Origin of the sequence: Rossellomorea sp. NPDC077527, assembly GCF_044542955.1 — a bacterium.
GTDB classification, from domain to species: domain Bacteria; phylum Bacillota; class Bacilli; order Bacillales; family Bacillaceae_B; genus Rossellomorea; species Rossellomorea aquimaris_E.
This window is the reverse complement of the sequence record NZ_JBITVL010000002.1, coordinates 61,508-78,840: the sequence shown is the minus strand read 5'-3', so window position 1 is coordinate 78,840 and position 17,333 is coordinate 61,508. Positions and strand designations below refer to the sequence as shown.

Sequence of the window (17,333 nt, the reverse complement as noted above, 5' to 3'; positions counted from 1 at the left end):
AAAAAAAGCGCCTCGGGAAGAGACGCTTTTTTCAATAGGTTTAGAACTTAAGATCTGGCATTTTGCCCTTTCGTTGGATGGATCGCTTTATCCAGTTCTTCTTTTGCCATGGTGTTTGATGTCGTATCTGCATTCGGTTTTCCCTTTTGACTGAATCCTTTATCGCGTTTTTGGCTCATATGACTCATCTCCTTAAAGGTTATCACCTTTAGAATGCTCGAAGGAGAGAGGGGGTATGCATTACTGGTTCAATTCGTGCAGGCGATAGTAACCGCTTTCAATGGGGCGGCTGACATAGGACTCAACGACCTCGATGGCAGCAGCGAGCTTCTCAAGGTCAACCCCTGTGGAAATCCCCATTTCTTCGAGCATATACACAACATCCTCTGTTGCAACATTTCCGGTCGCCCCAGGTGCGAAAGGACATCCGCCGAGTCCGCCGGCACTTGTGTCAAAGCGGTCGATCCCCGCCTGCAGGGATGCCAGGATATTCGCAAGGGCCATCTTACGGGTGTCATGGAAATGAGCGGTCAGTAATGTATGTGGTAATTCCTGCTTTAATAACGTGAAGAGATGATAGGCTTCGGATGGATTCGCCCGGCCGATCGTATCGGCAACGCTCAATTCATCCACTCCCATAGCCACAAATTTTTTGCAAAGGGCAAGCGTATCCTTCGGTGGGATCTTTCCTTCATATGGGCAGTAGAAAGCGGTTGAGATGCAGGCTCGCACGAAATAACCCCGTTCCTTCAATTCTGTAAGGAGAGGTTTTAAGCCTTCAAGGGCTTCCTCTGTCGTTTTGTTGATGTTTTTCTGATTGAAAGAATCGCTGACACCGACAAATACGGCAACAGAACGGCAGCTTGTTTCAAACACACGCTCCATCCCCTTCTTATTAGGGGCGAGAACGAAGTCTCGTGAATCCATGGTCATACAGGAATCGACAATTTCACTGGCATCCTGCATTTGTGGAACCCATTTGGGAGAAACAAAGGAAGTCAGCTCCATTTCCTTGATTCCTGCTTGCTTCAAACGATAGATAAACTCTTTTTTTACGTCCGTCGGGACAAAATTCTTCTCATTTTGTAAGCCGTCTCTCGGACCGACTTCGATAATGGTAGCTTTTTTAGGTAATTTCATCATTTCACTCCTTCCTCTTCATTTTAAGAAAATTTCGACATGTAAATCAATATAAAAATTTTTTGACAAATTTAGAGGAATTTAACCGCTTACATAGAATGAGTTAAAGTGGAACTGTTTTCAGAAGGTAATGAATAGGCAAGCACATCAGTCAGAAGAGAAAGGGAGGAAGAAAGATGTCGAATGAAGTTGTCATTGTGAGTGCAGTACGTACAGCCATCGGAAGCTTTAACGGATCTTTAAAAGGTATTTCCGCTCCGGAACTTGGAGCGATTGTGATTAAAGATGCCCTTGAAAAGGCTGGTTTAAATGGTAGTGATGTGGATGAAGTGATCATGGGGAATGTGTTGCAGGCAGGCTTGGGTCAAAATCCCGCCCGTCAAGCATCCATCAAAGCGGGACTTCCTGAGCAAGTACCTGCCATGACAATTAATAAAGTATGTGGATCAGGATTAAAAACGGTTCATCTAGCGACACAGGCAATCCTCGCAGGGGATGCAGATATCATCGTTGCAGGTGGAATGGAAAATATGAGTCAGGCTCCTTATTTATTGAAAGGAGCAAGAGAAGGATACAAAATGGGAGACCAGAAAGTCGTCGACAGTATGATATCAGACGGCTTATGGTGTGCCTTTAATGATTATCATATGGGTGTGACGGCAGAGAATCTATGTGACCGTTACTCTCTGACAAGAGAAGAACAGGACGAATTCGCTGCATGGAGTCAGCAAAAAGCGGCTGCTGCCATTGAATCCGGCCGATTTGATGATGAGATCGTTCCGGTTTCTATCCCGCAACGAAAAGGGGATGCGCTCGTGTTCAGTCAGGATGAGTTCCCACGTAAAGGGTCAACGGCGGAGAAGTTGTCTGGCCTTCGGGCTGCCTTCAAAAAAGAAGGCTCTGTGACAGCCGGTAATGCATCGGGCATCAATGATGGAGCCGCTGCTGTTGTCGTCATGTCCAAGAAGAAAGCAGACGAGCTGGGCATCACGCCTCTCGTTACGATTAAAGGGAACGCCAATGCCGGGGTCGATCCGAGTGTCATGGGAATTGGACCTGTTGCCGCAGTAAAGAAAGTGTTGGAAAAGACCAGACTGACAATGGAAGATATCGACCTGATTGAAGCGAATGAAGCATTTGCTGCCCAATCACTGGCCGTAGATAAAGAACTTCAGTTCAAAAAGGATGCCCTGAATGTGAATGGAGGAGCCATTGCCCTCGGCCATCCAATTGGAGCAAGTGGAACGCGTATCCTCGTGACGCTGATTCATGAAATGAAGAAGCGGGGCGTAGAGAACGGACTCGCTACCCTATGCATCGGTGGGGGACAAGGGGTTGCAACCGTCGTAGAGCTGCACAAATAAATAAGGTCTGAAGAGATAGATTCGAGGAGGGAAAATAATGAAAGAAGTATATACTTCATATGACGAAGCCGTGGCAGACATCCACGATGGCGCCACTTTAATGGTCGGAGGATTCGGTCTGTGCGGAATCCCTGAAAAGCTCATTCTTGCCCTTGTAGAAAAAGGTGTGAAAAACCTGACCGTCATCTCAAATAACTGTGGGGTAGACGATTGGGGATTGGGGTTATTACTGAAAAATAAACAGATTGATAAAATGATAGGCTCCTATGTAGGGGAAAACAAAGAATTTGAAAGGCAGGTTTTATCTGGAGAGCTTGAGGTGGAACTGGTTCCCCAAGGGACGCTTGCTGAGAAAATCCGTGCAGGGGGAGCAGGGATCCCTGCATTCTACACGCCTGCAGGAGTCGGGACTCCTGTAGCGGAAGGGAAGGAAACCCGCACTTTTAATGGAAAAGAATATTTACTGGAAGAAGCCTATACGGCAGACTTCTCCCTGGTACGGGCGTGGAAGGCCGACAAGATGGGGAATCTGATTTATAACAAAACGGCGCAAAATTTTAACCCGATGATCGCGGCAGCGGGGAAAGTGACGATTGCTGAAGTAGAAGAGCTTGTTGAAATCGGGGGCATTAACCCGAATGAAGTGCATACACCAAGCATCTATGTGCAGCGGTTGATTCAGGCAGATCAGGAAAAACGCATTGAAAGAAGAACAGTGAAACAAGCATAGAAGGGAGAGTGGAACAGGATGGATCGTGCCAAAATGCGTGAAAGAATTGCAAGAAGAGCAGAAAAGGAAATCGAAGATGGTTTCTACGTGAACTTAGGAATCGGGATGCCTACACTGGTAGCCAACTATATAACAGAAAACAAACAGGTTGTCCTTCAATCTGAAAATGGCTTACTTGGAATCGGCCCTTATCCAGTGGAAGATGAAGTCGATGCAGACCTGATCAACGCAGGAAAAGAGACCGTTACGGCAATTCCAGGATCCTCTTACTTTGACAGCTCAGAATCATTCGGGATGATTCGAGGCGGGCATATTAATATCGCCATCCTCGGTGGGATGGAAGTAGCCGAAAATGGAGACCTTGCCAACTGGATGATCCCTGGTAAGATGATCAAAGGAATGGGAGGAGCGATGGATCTCGTCCACGGGGCCCAGCGAATCATCGTCATCATGGAACATGTCAATAAAGCGGGTGAAAGCAAGATCCTGAAAGAATGCACATTACCTTTGACGGGTAAAGGTGTCGTGGACCGCATCATCACGGATCGCGCCGTGATGGATGTAACGGATGAAGGGCTTCTTCTTCGAGAAGTAGCGAACGGTTTCTCGGTGGAAGATATTCAATCATCCACCGATGCCAAACTGATCATCGGGGAAGATGTGAAACTCGAAGCCTTTTGATGCAAAAAGCCGGTTAGGAGGGGTGTATAACCCTTTTAACCGGCTTTTTTTGAGCCTTGCTTTTGACTAAAATCATAAAAAGATTTATAACTATGACAGATGGGGGGAATCACACATGTCCAAGAAAAAGAAACAAGAAGCAGAGTTGACGCTAAAGAACTCAATCAGCGGAGACCTCTTCGAACAATTAAAAGAAAAGAAAGCAGAGCTTGAAAAAGTAGAGTCGGTGAAAAAGGAAGAAGAGCGCCTCAGGAAAATAGAAGAGAAAAAACAGCGCGAGAAAAATAAGAGCTTTGAAGAGCTGTTAAATGAAAGCAATATGAATTGGAAGAATTTCAAAGATTAATGAGAGATGTAAACGTAGTACCTCATCAAGGTGACTGGAAAACGAAATTTAAAAAAGAGAAACGGAGTCTGAGTAACCTTCTTCCTGACGCAACCATCCACCATATAGGTTCCACTTCTGTACCCGGTTTAGCCGCTAAACCAATCATAGACATATTAATTGAAGTTCCTGGTTTGGAAAGCATTGACGACCGGATAAAAGAATTCAATCAACTGGATTTCGTGGGGAAAGGGGAGAACGGCATCCCTAACCGCCGCTTTTTCTATAAGGGAGAAGGGAATGACAGAGCTGTACATCTTCATATTTTCCCTTATGGAATACAACATGTGATCAGGCACTTGGCATTCCGCGATTATTTAAGAGAACATGACGGAGAAGCACGACGATATGGTGAACTAAAATCAAGTCTTGCGAAGAAATTTCCACATGATATAGAAGGATATATCCATGGGAAAGACCAATTTGTAAAGGACTTGGAGCGAAAAGCGTTGAATTGGTATGAAAAAAATAAGCGGGCAGGGAAGTAAGAATCCCTGATCCGCTTATTTTTTCATTCAATCTCTGTGCTGTTCATACCGTGATAATTTTGTTAATTGTTTAAGCATCTCAAGCTCTTCAGAGGATAAAGGCGCTGAAGTAACAGCATCGATATTCTCCTGGAGCTGTTGAACAGAACTTGCCCCCGGGATCACGGCAGCCACCGAATCGTGGGAGAGGTTGTATTGAAGGGCCAGTTCATTCATGGAACGATTGTCTCCCAATTTCCTATGAATGGACTCGATTGTTTCTTGAAGCTCTTGATAAGAATAGTCCAGATAGCCATTCTCTTTCATTTTTGCAGAAGCTTTGGCAAGCATCTTTTCAGAAAGAAGACCTTTTGCCAACGGCCCCCTGGCCACGATACTCACTTTATTTTCATCCAGAAGGTCCATCCATTCTTCCGGGCGGCGATCGAGTAAGCTGTACTGCATCATCACGCTCTCAATGGAGGCTGAACGCAAGAAACGCTTAATGACATTCGGCCGAATGGAAGAAATGCCATAATAGCGTATAAGTCCTTCTGTCTTTAATTCTTCAAATGCCTCAATTGTTTCTTCAAAGTGATCTTCAATTGTACCACCGTGTAGCTGATAAAGGTCGATATAATCCACGTTAAGGCGTGATAAGCTGTCCTTCACGGCCGTCTTGATATAGGACTTGGAAGGGTCCCAACGCCAGCCATCCTTCACATCATTCCAGCGGTTCCCCACTTTTGTGGCCAGGATGATGTCGTCCCGGACTTCATGTATGGCTTTTCCGACCATTTCTTCGTTTTGACCAAAGTCATATAAATCAGCAGTATCAAGATAGTTGATTCCATTCTCTATAGCGTGGTGCACAATTTCTTTGGCAGCTCTCTCTTCGGTGCCAAGGGACATGCAACCAAGTCCCATCTTTGATACATGTAAATCGGAGTTTCCAATTTGTCTTTTTTCCATTGTATCCGTCCTTTCGGGATTAGCACTTCTCTATTATATTAACGAAAGTGGGGACGAATAAACAAAGAAAACGAACGGAATCAACGATTGGATTCAATCCATTCCTTCACTGTGGAGAAATGTTGACTGTATTGCTTCAACTTTGCCTTGATTTCCCATGCTTTGCCTACAAGAATGATCCGGTCTTTTTCAGCAATCACCTTCAAGGGTTTTCACCTCGATCCTCAGATGGGATATGGTAAAATGTATGAGGACAAGGTCAATGAAAGAACAAGGAGAGTTGAATGATGAGAAAATTCGAAGAAAAAACAATCACAACAGAAACGATCTATCAAGGAAAAATCATTGATCTACAGGTGGATGAAGTAAAGCTTCCAAATGGGAAGACATCTAAGCGGGAACTGATCAAGCATCCCGGGGCTGTGGCGGTTATAGCGTTAACACCGGAAGGGAAAATGGTGATGGTGGAGCAGTATCGGAAAGCGCTGGAGAAATCCATCGTCGAGATACCGGCAGGAAAACTTGAGCCGGGGGAAGAGCCGGATAAAACCGCCATACGAGAGTTGGAGGAAGAAACGGGATATGGCTGTGAGCAACTGGAGCATCTGATTTCGTTTTACACGTCTCCAGGGTTTGCTGATGAGCTGGTTCATTTGTATGTCGCTCACGATATTTACCCGATTCAGGAACCTAAAGAAACGGATGAAGATGAATTTGTTGAGTTGATTGAAGTGACAGTAGAGGAAGCACTGCAGCTAATCAAGGAACAAAGAATATATGATGCGAAAACGGCTTATGCGGTTCAGCATCTGCAACTTAAGAAGCTGATGAGATAAGAGGGAATGGTAATGGAAGTCAGGCTCCGTTTGAGAAGGGGTCTGGCTTTTGAGTGGAAATGGTTTAAAATGGTAAATGACGCAAAAAATAAAAAAACGACGCAAATACGCCTGGTTTTGACGCAAATAATTAAATAATGACGCAATTACTATGGAAAATGACGCAATAAATAGTATAACGACGCAAATAAGACTTCCTACACGGCTATTTAGGAGCAACTTACCCCTCACATAAAAGCATAACTCAATCAATCTTCTATACTCGTCTGATAAAAGCCCTTAAATAACTGTTTTTTACTTCAAATACAAATAAAATGACAAATTTTAAGAAAGAGAGAGATTAATCAGATATTCAGAAGCACTGTCATATCCTCAATCCCCCAAATATGCAGCATCCACCACACCCAGGCCAGTCAAAAACCGGCCTGAATATTGGCAGATATCAAATCTCAATGAGATCATCAGGAATAAGAGAGTACACACATGTATCACGTCCATCGATCCCGTTCTCATCAAGATGATCATGCCTTAAAATCCCCTCATGCTTGAACCCCAGCCGCTCAGGCACCCTCCGCGAAGCAGTATTCCTCTCATCGCAGCGAATCTCCACCCGCTTGCAGGAAAGATCATGCAGGGCGAAACGGGTCAGCGCTTTCACGGCTTCCACGATATATCCTTTTTTCGTATGCTTGGTATGTAGCCAGTACCCGATTTCCACTTTAGGCACATCCCAATCGATGCGGTGTAACCCGGTGGACCCGATGAATTCATCCGTTTCTTTGAGGTAAATATGTAGTCGGATGTCGGCCTTTTTAATGAATTCAGCATAAGAATCCCGGACCCCGGCCTCCACCTCTTCAAGGGTTTGTTCCTTCCGCGCAAAGGGAAGCCACGGCTTTAATTCGTTCCTTGATTCAGAAATCGCCTTGAAAACGTCTGGCCCGTCACCAGGCATACACGGCCGGATATAAAGGCGTGAAGTTTCAATCCTTGTGGGAAATTCGATTAAGTTGGGTGAATTCATATTTTCTTCCTCCAATACAGGTTTCTATGATTATACGTTTATCTGTATGGAAGTTCAATAGAATAGAATAAACGTGTCCCGCCTTACATATAGATTAGTAATCGATATCTAGGAGGAGCACTGTGATGCGTAAAAAAATATCAAATTCAAATCCACTCGTCCAACATGTACAAACACATTCCTCAATCTATTTATTTATCATTACATTGTTTTTAATGGGGATCATTTTTGGTGCCATTGTCGTTAATTCCCTGTCATTTGCCCAAAAAGAGGACCTGTATTTCTATTTGAGTAAGTTTTTCAGTGAAATGGAAGATGGGAGTATGACGTCGGCAGAAGAGCTTTTCCGTCAGAGCTTCCTTCATAATGTGAAGTATCTCGGCTTGATGTGGCTGCTCGGAATCTCGATCATCGGACTTCCGCTCATCTTCGTCTTGTTATTTATGAAAGGTGTCGTGGTCGGTTTTTCAGTCGGGTTCTTAGTGAATCAAATGGGATGGAGCGGATTTTTATTATCATTTGTCAGTGTGCTGCCGCAGAATATTATCATCATTCCTGCATTCATCTTCATCGGGGCGATCAGCGCAAGTTTCTCCCTTACATTGATCCGAAAGATCTTTATGAGGCAAACATCGTCCATGCAATTCCAGATGATCCCGTTCTTATCCAGGTATGTTATTTTCATGGTGATGGCCATCGCGATTGTTACTGTCGCCGCAAGCATCGAAGCCTATCTCTCTCCTAATTTAATGGAAGCTGTCATATCCAGAATAAAATAAAGTTATTATTAAATGATAATCATTTCAATTAGTTAATTATAATAATTTTATTTTGCTTATTCCTCCCTTTTTGATATAATAGTAAAGACATTGACGAGGGAGGAGAGGACTATGGAAAGCCGCATTGAACGAATAAAAAAACAGCTTCATTCTGCCAGCTATAAGCTTACGCCACAGCGGGAAGCAACGGTACGCGTGTTACTAGAACATGAAGAAGATCACCTCAGCGCCGAAGATGTATACCTCCTCGTTAAGGAAAAATCTCCGGAAATTGGACTGGCAACCGTATATCGTACATTGGAATTGCTGTCTGAACTAAAAATTGTGGATAAGATCAATTTTGGCGATGGTGTATCACGCTATGATCTCAGGCAAGAAGGGGCAGCCCACTTCCATCACCATTTGGTGTGCATTGAATGTGGAGCGGTTGATGAAATTCAAGAAGATCTCTTAGAAGATGTAGAAGCGATTGTTGAAAGAGACTGGAAGTTTAAAATAAAAGATCACCGACTCACCTTTCACGGCATTTGTTCCAGATGCCAGGATAAAGAAGAGGACCATGAAGAATAAGATGAAGCCCGAAAGCCTTAAAGACCTCTGTGTTGTTTCTTAATTGGAAGCATCCCATACATATTCTTTAAGGCTTTTTTTCATACCCATATAGAATTTTTTACAGTTTCTGATTCCATTAGGTATAAAACGCTTGAAAACCGTCATAGCTTGTATTAATAAGCGTTAGTACCAGCGAATATGGAGGACGACAGGATGTTTAAAGGGGTTCAATTGGTATGGCAGACCATAAAGGTATTTATATTATTTACGGGATCAACGATTTTGTTCTACTATGGTATCATGTGGATAAGTGAAGAATACGAAGGCTATCACAGATATGATGAGCCCGAGGGAGCAGCAGTAAAAGTATATTCTTCCGTGACAGATGAAGAAAACCATTGGTATGACCGATTATTATTTTTCTATATGAACGGGGAGTAATGCAGTGTGGAAGACCATATACAAGATTTCATGCACTTTTTAATTGTAGAAAAAGGGCTTGCCAAGAATACGATCGATTCGTATCAGCGAGATTTAAAGAATTATGCGCTATATTTAACGAAGGTTGAGGAAGTGGCTGAACTGAACGCCGTTTCAAGGGTGAATATCCTCCAGTTTCTCGGTCATCTGAAAAACCAGGGGAAGTCCTCGAAAACCGTCGCACGGCATGTAGCATCCATCCGATCCTTTCATCAGTTCCTCTTGAGGGAAAAGGCGACGGAACAGGATCCTACTGTACATATCGAGACGCCGAAAACCGAAAGGACACTTCCTAAGATTTTAAGTATCGCCGAAGTGGAGGCTTTACTTGAAGCACCTGAAGAATCGACCCCTTTAGGGATGAGGGATAAAGCCATGCTTGAAATCCTTTATGCGACAGGGATACGGGTAAGTGAGCTCATCCAGCTGAAGTTGGATGATGTCCATTTGACGATGGGATTTGTACGGTGCATCGGGAAAGGAAACAAAGAGCGGATCATCCCGATCGGACAGACGGCCATGAATGTTCTGGAGAAATATTTGGGGGATGCCCGGCTGAAATTACGGAGCAAGAAACACCGTGATGATCATTTGTTCCTGAATCATCATGGTAAAGGTCTTACAAGGCAAGGCTTCTGGAAGAATTTAAAGGCACTTGCCAAGAAAGCCAATATCGAGAAAGATTTGACGCCTCATACACTTCGCCATTCTTTCGCCACTCATTTACTTGAGAATGGGGCAGATCTGCGGGCAGTACAGGAAATGCTTGGTCATGCAGACATTTCTACCACTCAAATCTATACACATGTGACGAAAACACGATTAAAGGATGTTTATTCACAATTTCATCCTAGAGCATAATAGAAGATAGGGAGATCCCATAAAGAAATTACGATTCTTTAAGGGATCTCTCTTGTTTTTTTTAAAAGGGAAAAGTAGAATATAGATGTCAGACTTCTGACGTTAAATCCTGTCGATTGCTTCAAAGCAGTTAAGGGTAAGATACGATTGAAGGTCGAAAATGTAACCGCTTTTTTAAAAAAGGATCAATATATAGGAGGTTTACGTGAATGAGTAACTATACATACAAACGAGTTCACTTGATTGTAATGGATTCTGTCGGTATTGGTGAAGCGCCGGACGCTGATCTATTCAACGACAAGGGGGCGGACACGCTCGGTCACATTGCTGACCATATGAACGGGTTGAACATGCCGAATATCGGAAAACTGGGACTTTCAAACATTGAAGAAATAAAGGGAATCGAAAAGGCAGAAAAGCCCCTTGCTTACTTTACAAAAATGCAGGAGGCTTCAGTCGGGAAAGATACAATGACTGGACATTGGGAAATTATGGGTCTGAATATCGATAAACCGTTCAAAACGTACCCAGATGGGTTCCCTGAAAAATTAATCCAAAGACTTGAGGCAGAAACAGGCAGAACGATTATTGGAAACAAGCCTGCGAGTGGAACTGAAATCATCGAAGAGTTGGGTAAAGAACATATGGAAACAGGGGCGTTAATTGTCTATACGTCAGCTGACCCTGTCCTGCAGATTGCTGCTCATGAAGACATCATTCCGATTGAGGAACAATACAGGATCTGTGAGATAGCCCGTGAAATCACGAAAGAAGAGGAATATCTCGTAGGTCGTGTAATCGCTCGTCCATTTGTCGGAGAACCGGGTGCGTTTAAACGAACTTCCAACCGTCATGACTACGCGTTGAAACCTTTTAACCGTACCGTAATGAATGAACTGAAGGATTCCGGATTCGACGTGATCGCCATTGGTAAAATATCAGATATTTTCAATGGAGAAGGAGTGACTGAATCGATTCGTACAAAGCATAATATGCACGGTATGGATGGACTCATTCAATCATTCGATCAAGATTTCACAGGCTTAAGCTTCCTAAATCTTGTTGATTTTGATGCATTATACGGACATCGTCGCGATCCAGAAGGATATGGAAAAGCGCTAGAAGAGTTTGATGCACGACTGCCTGAAGTGTTTGAGAAAATGACGGAAGATGATCTTCTTATGATTACAGCCGATCACGGGAACGATCCGACTGCTCCAGGTACGGATCACACTAGAGAGTACGTTCCCCTTCTCGTTTATTCAAAGCGTTTTGAAGAAGGGAAAGAACTGCCTATCTCTGAAACATTCGCAGATATCGGGGCAACAGTTGCTGATAACTTTAATGTGACCATGCCGAAATTCGGTAAAAGCTTCTTAACACAATTGAAATAAGTGATAGAAAAATAAAACAGGAGAGGGATGAAGCTGAAAGCCAGGGCTCATTTCCTCCTCTTTACGTTGAAAAGGAGTAATGAAGATGAATTACGAAAACATTCAAAATGCAGCCAATCACTTGAAAAATCAATACACAGGTCAGCCGAAGGTCGGATTGATCCTTGGATCTGGACTAGGTGTTCTTGCAGATGAAATCCAAAACGCTGTGAAAATTCCTTATAAAGAAATTCCTGATTTCCCTGTTTCCACGGTGGCAGGACATGCAGGGCAGCTGGTGTTCGGACAGTTATCCGGACAGGAAGTCGTCGCTATGCAAGGTCGCTTTCATTACTATGAAGGGTATGGATTCGATAAAGTGACATTCCCGGTTCGCGTCATGAAAGAATTAGGAGTGGAAGTTCTGATTGTGACGAATGCAGCCGGCGGAGTAAACGAAAGCTTCCAGGCAGGGGACTTGATGCTCATTTCAGATCATATCAACAATATGGGAGGCAATCCTCTCATTGGAGCGAATGACTCCCGCTTAGGGCCGAGATTCCCTGATATGTCAGAAGCATATTGTAAAGAACTTCGTCAAAAAGCGAAAGAAATCGCTGGGAAACTATCCATTGAAGTACAGGAAGGTGTCTATGTAGGAAATACCGGTCCTACGTATGAAACACCTGCTGAAGTTCGCCTTGCCCGTACCCTTGGCGGTGACGCAGTAGGGATGTCAACTGTACCAGAAGTCATCGTGGCTCGTCATGCTGGAATCAAGGTACTAGGAATTTCATGCATTTCAAATATGGCAGCTGGAATCCTTGATCAACCTCTTTCACATGATGAAGTCATGGAAACAACGGAAATGGTACGTGCTAACTTCCTTTCATATGTAAAAGAAATCGTGAAATCTTTATAATAATTGAAATTTACAAGAGTGGGTGAAAACAATGAGAATGGTTGACTTAATTGAGAAAAAGCGTGAAGGAAAAGAATTGTCTACTGAAGAAATCAAGTTCATCGTGGAAGGTTATACAGATGGAACGATCCCTGATTATCAGGTAAGTGCCCTTACAATGGCTATTTTCTTCAAAGATATGAGCGATAGAGAACGTGCAGACTTAACGATGGCGATGGTAGAATCAGGCGATCAAATTGATTTATCTGCCATTGAAGGCATTAAAGTGGATAAGCACTCCACAGGCGGTGTTGGTGATACAACCACACTTGTACTTGGACCACTCGTGGCATCCGTCGGTGTTCCTGTTGCGAAAATGAGCGGAAGAGGACTGGGGCACACTGGAGGAACCATCGACAAGCTTGAATCTGTAGAAGGATTTCACGTAGAAATCGAAAACGATGAGTTCATCCGCTTGGTGAATAAGAATAAATTGGCGGTCATTGGCCAAAGCGGGAACTTGACCCCTGCTGATAAAAAACTTTACTCATTGCGTGATGTAACAGCAACGGTCAACAGCATTCCCTTAATTGCAAGCTCAATTATGAGTAAAAAAATCGCAGCAGGTGCAGATGCCATCGTCCTTGATGTCAAGACCGGTGCAGGTGCCTTCATGAAGACGCTGGACGATTCGAAGGACCTTGCTACAGCAATGGTGAACATCGGAAACAACGTTGGAAGAAAAACGATGGCGGTCATTTCCGATATGAGCCAGCCTCTTGGATACGCCATCGGGAACGCGCTTGAAGTGAAGGAAGCGATCGATACGTTAAAAGGAGAAGGTCCGGAAGATTTAACAGAACTTTGTCTTACTCTTGGAAGCCATATGGTATTCCTTGCGGAGAAAGCCTCGACTTTAGAAGAAGCAAGAGCGTTATTACAAAAAGCCATCGAAGACGGATCGGCTCTTGAGAACTTCAAGGTATTCCTTGAATCACAAGGTGGAGATCCTACCGTAGTGGATGAACCATCCAAGCTTCCACAAGCAAAATACAAAATCGAGCTTGACGCGAAACAGGATGGCTATGTGTCTGAAATTGTGGCCGATGCTGTCGGAACGGCTGCCATGTGGTTGGGTGCAGGACGCGCGACGAAGGATTCTGTCATTGACCTGGCAGTAGGACTGGAGCTTCGTAAAAAGATCGGAGATGCCGTCAAAGCCGGTGAATCGCTTGCAACCATTTACAGTAATGACGAAAACATCGACAATGTGAAAGAAAAGTTATATGAAAGCATTAAAGTGACAGATGAACATGTAGAAGCACCTACGTTGATTCATACTGAAATCACAGGGTGATTCATCAGTTTGATCGAGGCCTTTGCCGAGAGGATTATTTCTCTTCGGCAGAGGCTTTTTTTATTTGGAATATGGGTGTGGGATTTCTATATTTACATTAAAACGCAATTAAGGATGGAATTGACGCAATAGTTGTAAAAATGACGCAATTCGTGATCGAAACGACGCAATAAATTAAAAAATGAGGCAATTAAGATAGAAAACAACGCAATTAACAAATAAAGCAATTTCTTTTCATTATGCAGGAAGCATCAAAGGACGTTCAAAGTCCAATCCTCAAGCAATATAATAAATTCTCAGATTCAACTTAATCGTACCTCTTGATAAAAACAAATCAGCCTCACAATCTCCACATGCTTCGCTTTTACTCGACCACTTTTTTACCAATGATTGTATAAAAATGATGCAGTTGGAAAAAATGGATCTATGAGTATTGAATTTTAACGAGATTTTGATTGGAGGACAGTTGGATGAAACGTTTAGCGTATATAGTAGTGACATTTGTTTTGACAGCTTTTCTTTTTCCTGCGACGGGATTTGCCCAGGAGAATAAATCTGAATTGGCTGATGTGGCAAAATCAGCGATATTGATTGAGCGTGATACAGGATCGGTGCTTTACGAAAAGAATAGCCATGAAAAACTGGCACCAGCGTCCATGACGAAAATCATGACGATGACCCTGATCATGGAAGCACTTGAAAAAGGTCAAATAAAGTGGGATGACAAAGTTCGTGCAAGTGAATATGCTGCGTCGATGGGAGGATCACAAATTTTCCTCGAGCCTGGTGAAAGCATGTCTGTTGAAGAGATGTTGAAGGGAATCGCCATAGGATCGGCCAATGATGCATCAGTAGCCATGGCAGAGTATATCGCGGGCAGTGAAGAAGCCTTTGTTGAGAAGATGAACAAAAAGGCAAAAGAATTAGGGTTAAAAGAGACTCATTTCAAAAACCCTACAGGTCTGCCTTCGAAAGATCATTACAGTTCGGCACATGATATGTCCATGATGGCCAAGGAACTTCTGAAATACGAAGGGATCACAAAATTCACCGGAAGCTACGAATCGTATTTACGCGAAGGGTCGGATAAAAAATTCTGGCTAGTGAATACCAATAAGTTAGTCCGCTTCTATGACGGAGTAGACGGATTGAAAACGGGCTTCACGAATGAAGCGAAGTATTGTCTGACAGCAACGGCAAAGAAAGACAATATGAGAGTGATTGCGGTGGTGTTCGGTGCCCCTACACCAAAAGAGCGGAACAATGAGGTCAGTAAAATGCTGGATTATGCCTTCAATCAGTATGCAACCAAACCTCTCTTCAAGAAAGGGGATTCCCTGGCAGAGGTGAAGCTTTCAAAAGGGAAGGAAAATAGGGTGGAGGCCGTGACGGATGAGCCAATCTCCCTTCTGACGCAGAAAGGGGAAAAGCTGGATGGGATCAAACAAAAGATCACCCTTTCAAAAGACTTGAAAGCCCCTATCAAAAAAGGAGACAAAGTCGGGACGCTCGTCGTGACGAATAAAGGGAAAAAAGTGGTGGAAAGCACCCTTGTGGCCAAGAGAGATGTAAGTGAGGCAGGCTGGTGGGGATTATATAAGAGATCTTTTGGTCTGTTCACGAAAGTAGGAAAGTAGTGAACGATTGAAAATAACCTCTAAATATGACGAATTCCTTCTAGTTTTGTCACGGAGAAGGAATTTGATAAAAGAATAGCGAAATGACTCACTATACGACAGAGAAGGAGGCTTTCTGATAGTGAGTCTTGCTATTAACTTAGAAGTCAAAAAAGATGTATTGTGTGTCCGTTTAAGTGGTGAGTTGGATCATCATACTGCTGATGAGCTTAGGGAAAAAGCTTCGAATCTGATTGAAAGTGAGAATGTGAAGCATATCATTTTGAATTTAGAAGAATTGAGCTTTATGGATAGTTCAGGTTTGGGAGTAATCTTGGGTCGATACAAGCAAATCAAACAAAAGCATGGAGAAATGGTGGTATGTGCGATTTCCCCTTCTGTAAACCGATTATTTGAAATGTCAGGGTTGTTTAAGATCATTCGTCTTGAACCGTCTGAAGAAAATGCATTACAAAGATTGGGGGTCGCATAACATGAGAAATGAAATGAACATTCAATTCAGTTCGTTAAGCCAAAATGAATCCTTTGCCCGCGTGACGGTTGCGTCATTTATTGCCCAGCTGGACCCGACCATGGATGAATTAACCGAAATCAAGACCGTCGTTTCGGAAGCCGTAACCAATGCCATCATTCACGGTTATGAAAACAGGCCTAATGGGACGGTATATATTTCTGTGATTATGGAGGAGGATGGTTATATCGATATGACCATTCGTGATGAAGGGATCGGGATTGGCGACGTAGAAGAGGCACGCCAGCCGCTTTTCACCTCCAAACCAGAGCTTGAGCGTTCCGGTATGGGATTTACCATCATGGAGAATTTCATGGATGAAATTGAAGTGTCATCTCACCCAGGTACAGGCACCACGGTTAGATTGAAGAAGCACTTGACCAATAGTAAAGCGCTATGCAATTAAGGAGTCGTGCCCATGGATGTCGAAGTGAAAAATGAAAAGGAACAGACCTTTTTGAAAGATCACGAGGTGAAAGAGCTAATCAAGAAGAGCCAGGATGGTGACCAGAGCGCAAGGGACCTGATTGTCCAAAAGAACATGCGCTTAGTATGGTCCGTCGTCCAACGGTTTCTGAATCGTGGCTATGAGCCGGATGATCTCTTTCAGATAGGCAGTATCGGGTTGCTGAAATCAGTGGATAAGTTCGATTTAAGCTACGATGTCAAGTTTTCGACGTATGCTGTTCCCATGATTATCGGAGAGATCCAGCGTTTCATCCGGGATGATGGAACAGTGAAGGTGAGCAGGTCCCTGAAAGAAATGGGGAATAAAATTCGTAAAGCGAAGGATGAGCTCTCCAAGAAATTCGGCAGGGTCCCAACCGTGAGTGAGCTTGCCGAGCATCTGGAATATTCCGTAGAAGAAGTGATCATGGCCCAGGAAGCGAGTCGTGCCCCTTCATCGATTCATGAAACCGTGTATGAAAATGATGGAGATCCCATTACGCTGTTGGATCAGATCGCTGATAATACGGATAACAAATGGTTTGACAAAATCGCCTTGAAAGAAGCCATCCGTGAATTGGATGATCGGGAGCGCTTAATTGTGTATTTGAGGTATTACAAAGACCAGACCCAATCCGAAGTAGCAGACCGACTGGGTATTTCACAAGTGCAGGTATCGAGGCTTGAGAAGAAGATATTACAGACGATGAAAGATCATATGCATACAGAGTCATAGGCGAAATAACCTTGTTGGTTCAATTCCTTTTGAACCAACAAGGTTATTTTTTTTGTCAACCGTGAGATTGAAATTGTTTCCAACTATTTGTATCGCCATC

General features: G+C 43.5%; 22 protein-coding genes. 17 read left to right on the top strand and 5 right to left on the bottom strand.

Going from position 1 to position 17,333, the window contains the following annotated elements:
* Positions 1-47: 47 nt before the first annotated feature.
* Positions 48-179, bottom strand: coding sequence for a hypothetical protein (locus ACIGG7_RS05615; RefSeq protein WP_263628056.1), 132 nt, complete (start codon positions 177-179; stop codon positions 48-50).
* A gap of 61 nt (positions 180-240) precedes the next feature.
* Positions 241-1,143, bottom strand: coding sequence for a hydroxymethylglutaryl-CoA lyase (locus ACIGG7_RS05610; protein WP_397549121.1), 903 nt, complete (start codon positions 1,141-1,143; stop codon positions 241-243).
* Positions 1,144-1,316: 173 nt separating this feature from the next.
* Between ACIGG7_RS05610 and ACIGG7_RS05605 the strand changes: the two genes are divergently transcribed.
* The 5 genes from ACIGG7_RS05605 (at position 1,317) to ACIGG7_RS05585 (ending at position 4,788) form a co-directional block, all read left to right on the top strand.
* The gene (locus ACIGG7_RS05605; RefSeq protein ID WP_224940300.1) at positions 1,317-2,504 is read left to right on the top strand and encodes an acetyl-CoA C-acetyltransferase; all 1,188 of its coding nucleotides are present in this window, start codon (positions 1,317-1,319) and stop codon (positions 2,502-2,504) included.
* A gap of 37 nt (positions 2,505-2,541) precedes the next feature.
* Positions 2,542-3,234 carry a CoA transferase subunit A gene (locus ACIGG7_RS05600; protein ID WP_224940301.1) on the top strand — a complete coding sequence of 231 codons (693 nt, stop codon included), beginning with the start codon at positions 2,542-2,544 and terminating at the stop codon, positions 3,232-3,234.
* A gap of 18 nt (positions 3,235-3,252) precedes the next feature.
* The gene (locus tag ACIGG7_RS05595; protein WP_224940302.1) at positions 3,253-3,915 is read left to right on the top strand and encodes a CoA transferase subunit B; all 663 of its coding nucleotides are present in this window, start codon (positions 3,253-3,255) and stop codon (positions 3,913-3,915) included.
* Between the two features lie 115 nt (positions 3,916-4,030).
* Entirely contained in the window at positions 4,031-4,261 is a 231-nt protein-coding gene (locus ACIGG7_RS05590; protein WP_224940303.1) for a YqkE family protein, read from the top strand.
* The gene (locus tag ACIGG7_RS05585) at positions 4,261-4,788 is read left to right on the top strand and encodes a GrpB family protein (RefSeq protein WP_397549120.1); all 528 of its coding nucleotides are present in this window, start codon (positions 4,261-4,263) and stop codon (positions 4,786-4,788) included. Before ACIGG7_RS05590 ends, ACIGG7_RS05585 begins: the two co-directional genes overlap by 1 nt.
* Before the next feature lie 27 nt (positions 4,789-4,815).
* Here the strand turns inward: ACIGG7_RS05585 and ACIGG7_RS05580 are convergent, their stop codons facing one another.
* Both ACIGG7_RS05580 and mciZ read right to left on the bottom strand, forming a co-directional pair.
* Entirely contained in the window at positions 4,816-5,739 is a 924-nt protein-coding gene (locus ACIGG7_RS05580) for an aldo/keto reductase (protein WP_397549119.1), read from the bottom strand.
* Positions 5,740-5,819: 80 nt separating this feature from the next.
* Positions 5,820-5,945, bottom strand: coding sequence for a Z-ring formation inhibitor MciZ (gene mciZ / locus ACIGG7_RS05575; RefSeq protein WP_224940306.1), 126 nt, complete (start codon positions 5,943-5,945; stop codon positions 5,820-5,822).
* Between the two features lie 81 nt (positions 5,946-6,026).
* Between mciZ and ACIGG7_RS05570 the strand changes: the two genes are divergently transcribed.
* Entirely contained in the window at positions 6,027-6,575 is a 549-nt protein-coding gene (locus tag ACIGG7_RS05570; protein ID WP_397549655.1) for an NUDIX hydrolase, read from the top strand.
* Positions 6,576-7,017: 442 nt separating this feature from the next.
* On the opposite strand, the gene ACIGG7_RS05565 is transcribed toward ACIGG7_RS05570, so the two are convergent.
* On the bottom strand, positions 7,018-7,599 hold the full coding sequence (locus ACIGG7_RS05565; protein ID WP_224940307.1) for a GNAT family N-acetyltransferase: 582 nt from the start codon (positions 7,597-7,599) through the stop codon (positions 7,018-7,020).
* A gap of 125 nt (positions 7,600-7,724) precedes the next feature.
* On the opposite strand from ACIGG7_RS05565, the gene spoIIM reads away from it, so the two are divergent.
* The 11 genes from spoIIM to sigF all read left to right on the top strand — a co-directional run bounded on the left by spoIIM (position 7,725) and on the right by sigF (position 17,233).
* Entirely contained in the window at positions 7,725-8,378 is a 654-nt protein-coding gene (gene spoIIM / locus ACIGG7_RS05560; protein ID WP_224941297.1) for a stage II sporulation protein M, read from the top strand.
* 111 nt (positions 8,379-8,489) lie between these two features.
* The gene (gene fur / locus ACIGG7_RS05555) at positions 8,490-8,948 is read left to right on the top strand and encodes a ferric iron uptake transcriptional regulator (protein ID WP_224940308.1); all 459 of its coding nucleotides are present in this window, start codon (positions 8,490-8,492) and stop codon (positions 8,946-8,948) included.
* A gap of 195 nt (positions 8,949-9,143) precedes the next feature.
* On the top strand, positions 9,144-9,371 hold the full coding sequence (locus ACIGG7_RS05550) for a YqzK family protein (RefSeq protein WP_224940309.1): 228 nt from the start codon (positions 9,144-9,146) through the stop codon (positions 9,369-9,371).
* 6 nt (positions 9,372-9,377) lie between these two features.
* Entirely contained in the window at positions 9,378-10,271 is an 894-nt protein-coding gene (xerD, locus tag ACIGG7_RS05545) for a site-specific tyrosine recombinase XerD (protein WP_224940310.1), read from the top strand.
* A gap of 209 nt (positions 10,272-10,480) precedes the next feature.
* A complete protein-coding gene (gene deoB / locus ACIGG7_RS05540) occupies positions 10,481-11,665 on the top strand; it encodes a phosphopentomutase (RefSeq protein ID WP_397549118.1) in 1,185 nt (394 codons plus the stop codon).
* Between the two features lie 85 nt (positions 11,666-11,750).
* On the top strand, positions 11,751-12,566 hold the full coding sequence (locus ACIGG7_RS05535) for a purine-nucleoside phosphorylase (protein ID WP_224940312.1): 816 nt from the start codon (positions 11,751-11,753) through the stop codon (positions 12,564-12,566).
* A gap of 31 nt (positions 12,567-12,597) precedes the next feature.
* Positions 12,598-13,902 (top strand): pyrimidine-nucleoside phosphorylase, encoded by a 1,305-nt coding sequence (locus ACIGG7_RS05530; RefSeq protein WP_397549117.1) that lies wholly within the window; start codon positions 12,598-12,600, stop codon positions 13,900-13,902.
* 470 nt (positions 13,903-14,372) lie between these two features.
* Complete coding sequence (locus ACIGG7_RS05525; RefSeq protein WP_397549116.1) at positions 14,373-15,539, top strand: D-alanyl-D-alanine carboxypeptidase family protein; 1,167 nt, start codon at positions 14,373-14,375, stop codon at positions 15,537-15,539.
* Positions 15,540-15,660: 121 nt separating this feature from the next.
* Positions 15,661-16,011: an anti-sigma F factor antagonist gene (gene spoIIAA, locus ACIGG7_RS05520; RefSeq protein WP_044340116.1), complete on the top strand. Its 351-nt coding sequence runs from the start codon at positions 15,661-15,663 to the stop codon at positions 16,009-16,011.
* Between the two features lies 1 nt (position 16,012).
* Complete coding sequence (gene spoIIAB, locus ACIGG7_RS05515) at positions 16,013-16,456, top strand: anti-sigma F factor (protein ID WP_224940315.1); 444 nt, start codon at positions 16,013-16,015, stop codon at positions 16,454-16,456.
* Positions 16,457-16,468: 12 nt separating this feature from the next.
* A complete protein-coding gene (sigF, locus tag ACIGG7_RS05510; protein ID WP_224940316.1) occupies positions 16,469-17,233 on the top strand; it encodes an RNA polymerase sporulation sigma factor SigF in 765 nt (254 codons plus the stop codon).
* Positions 17,234-17,333: the final 100 nt, after the last annotated feature.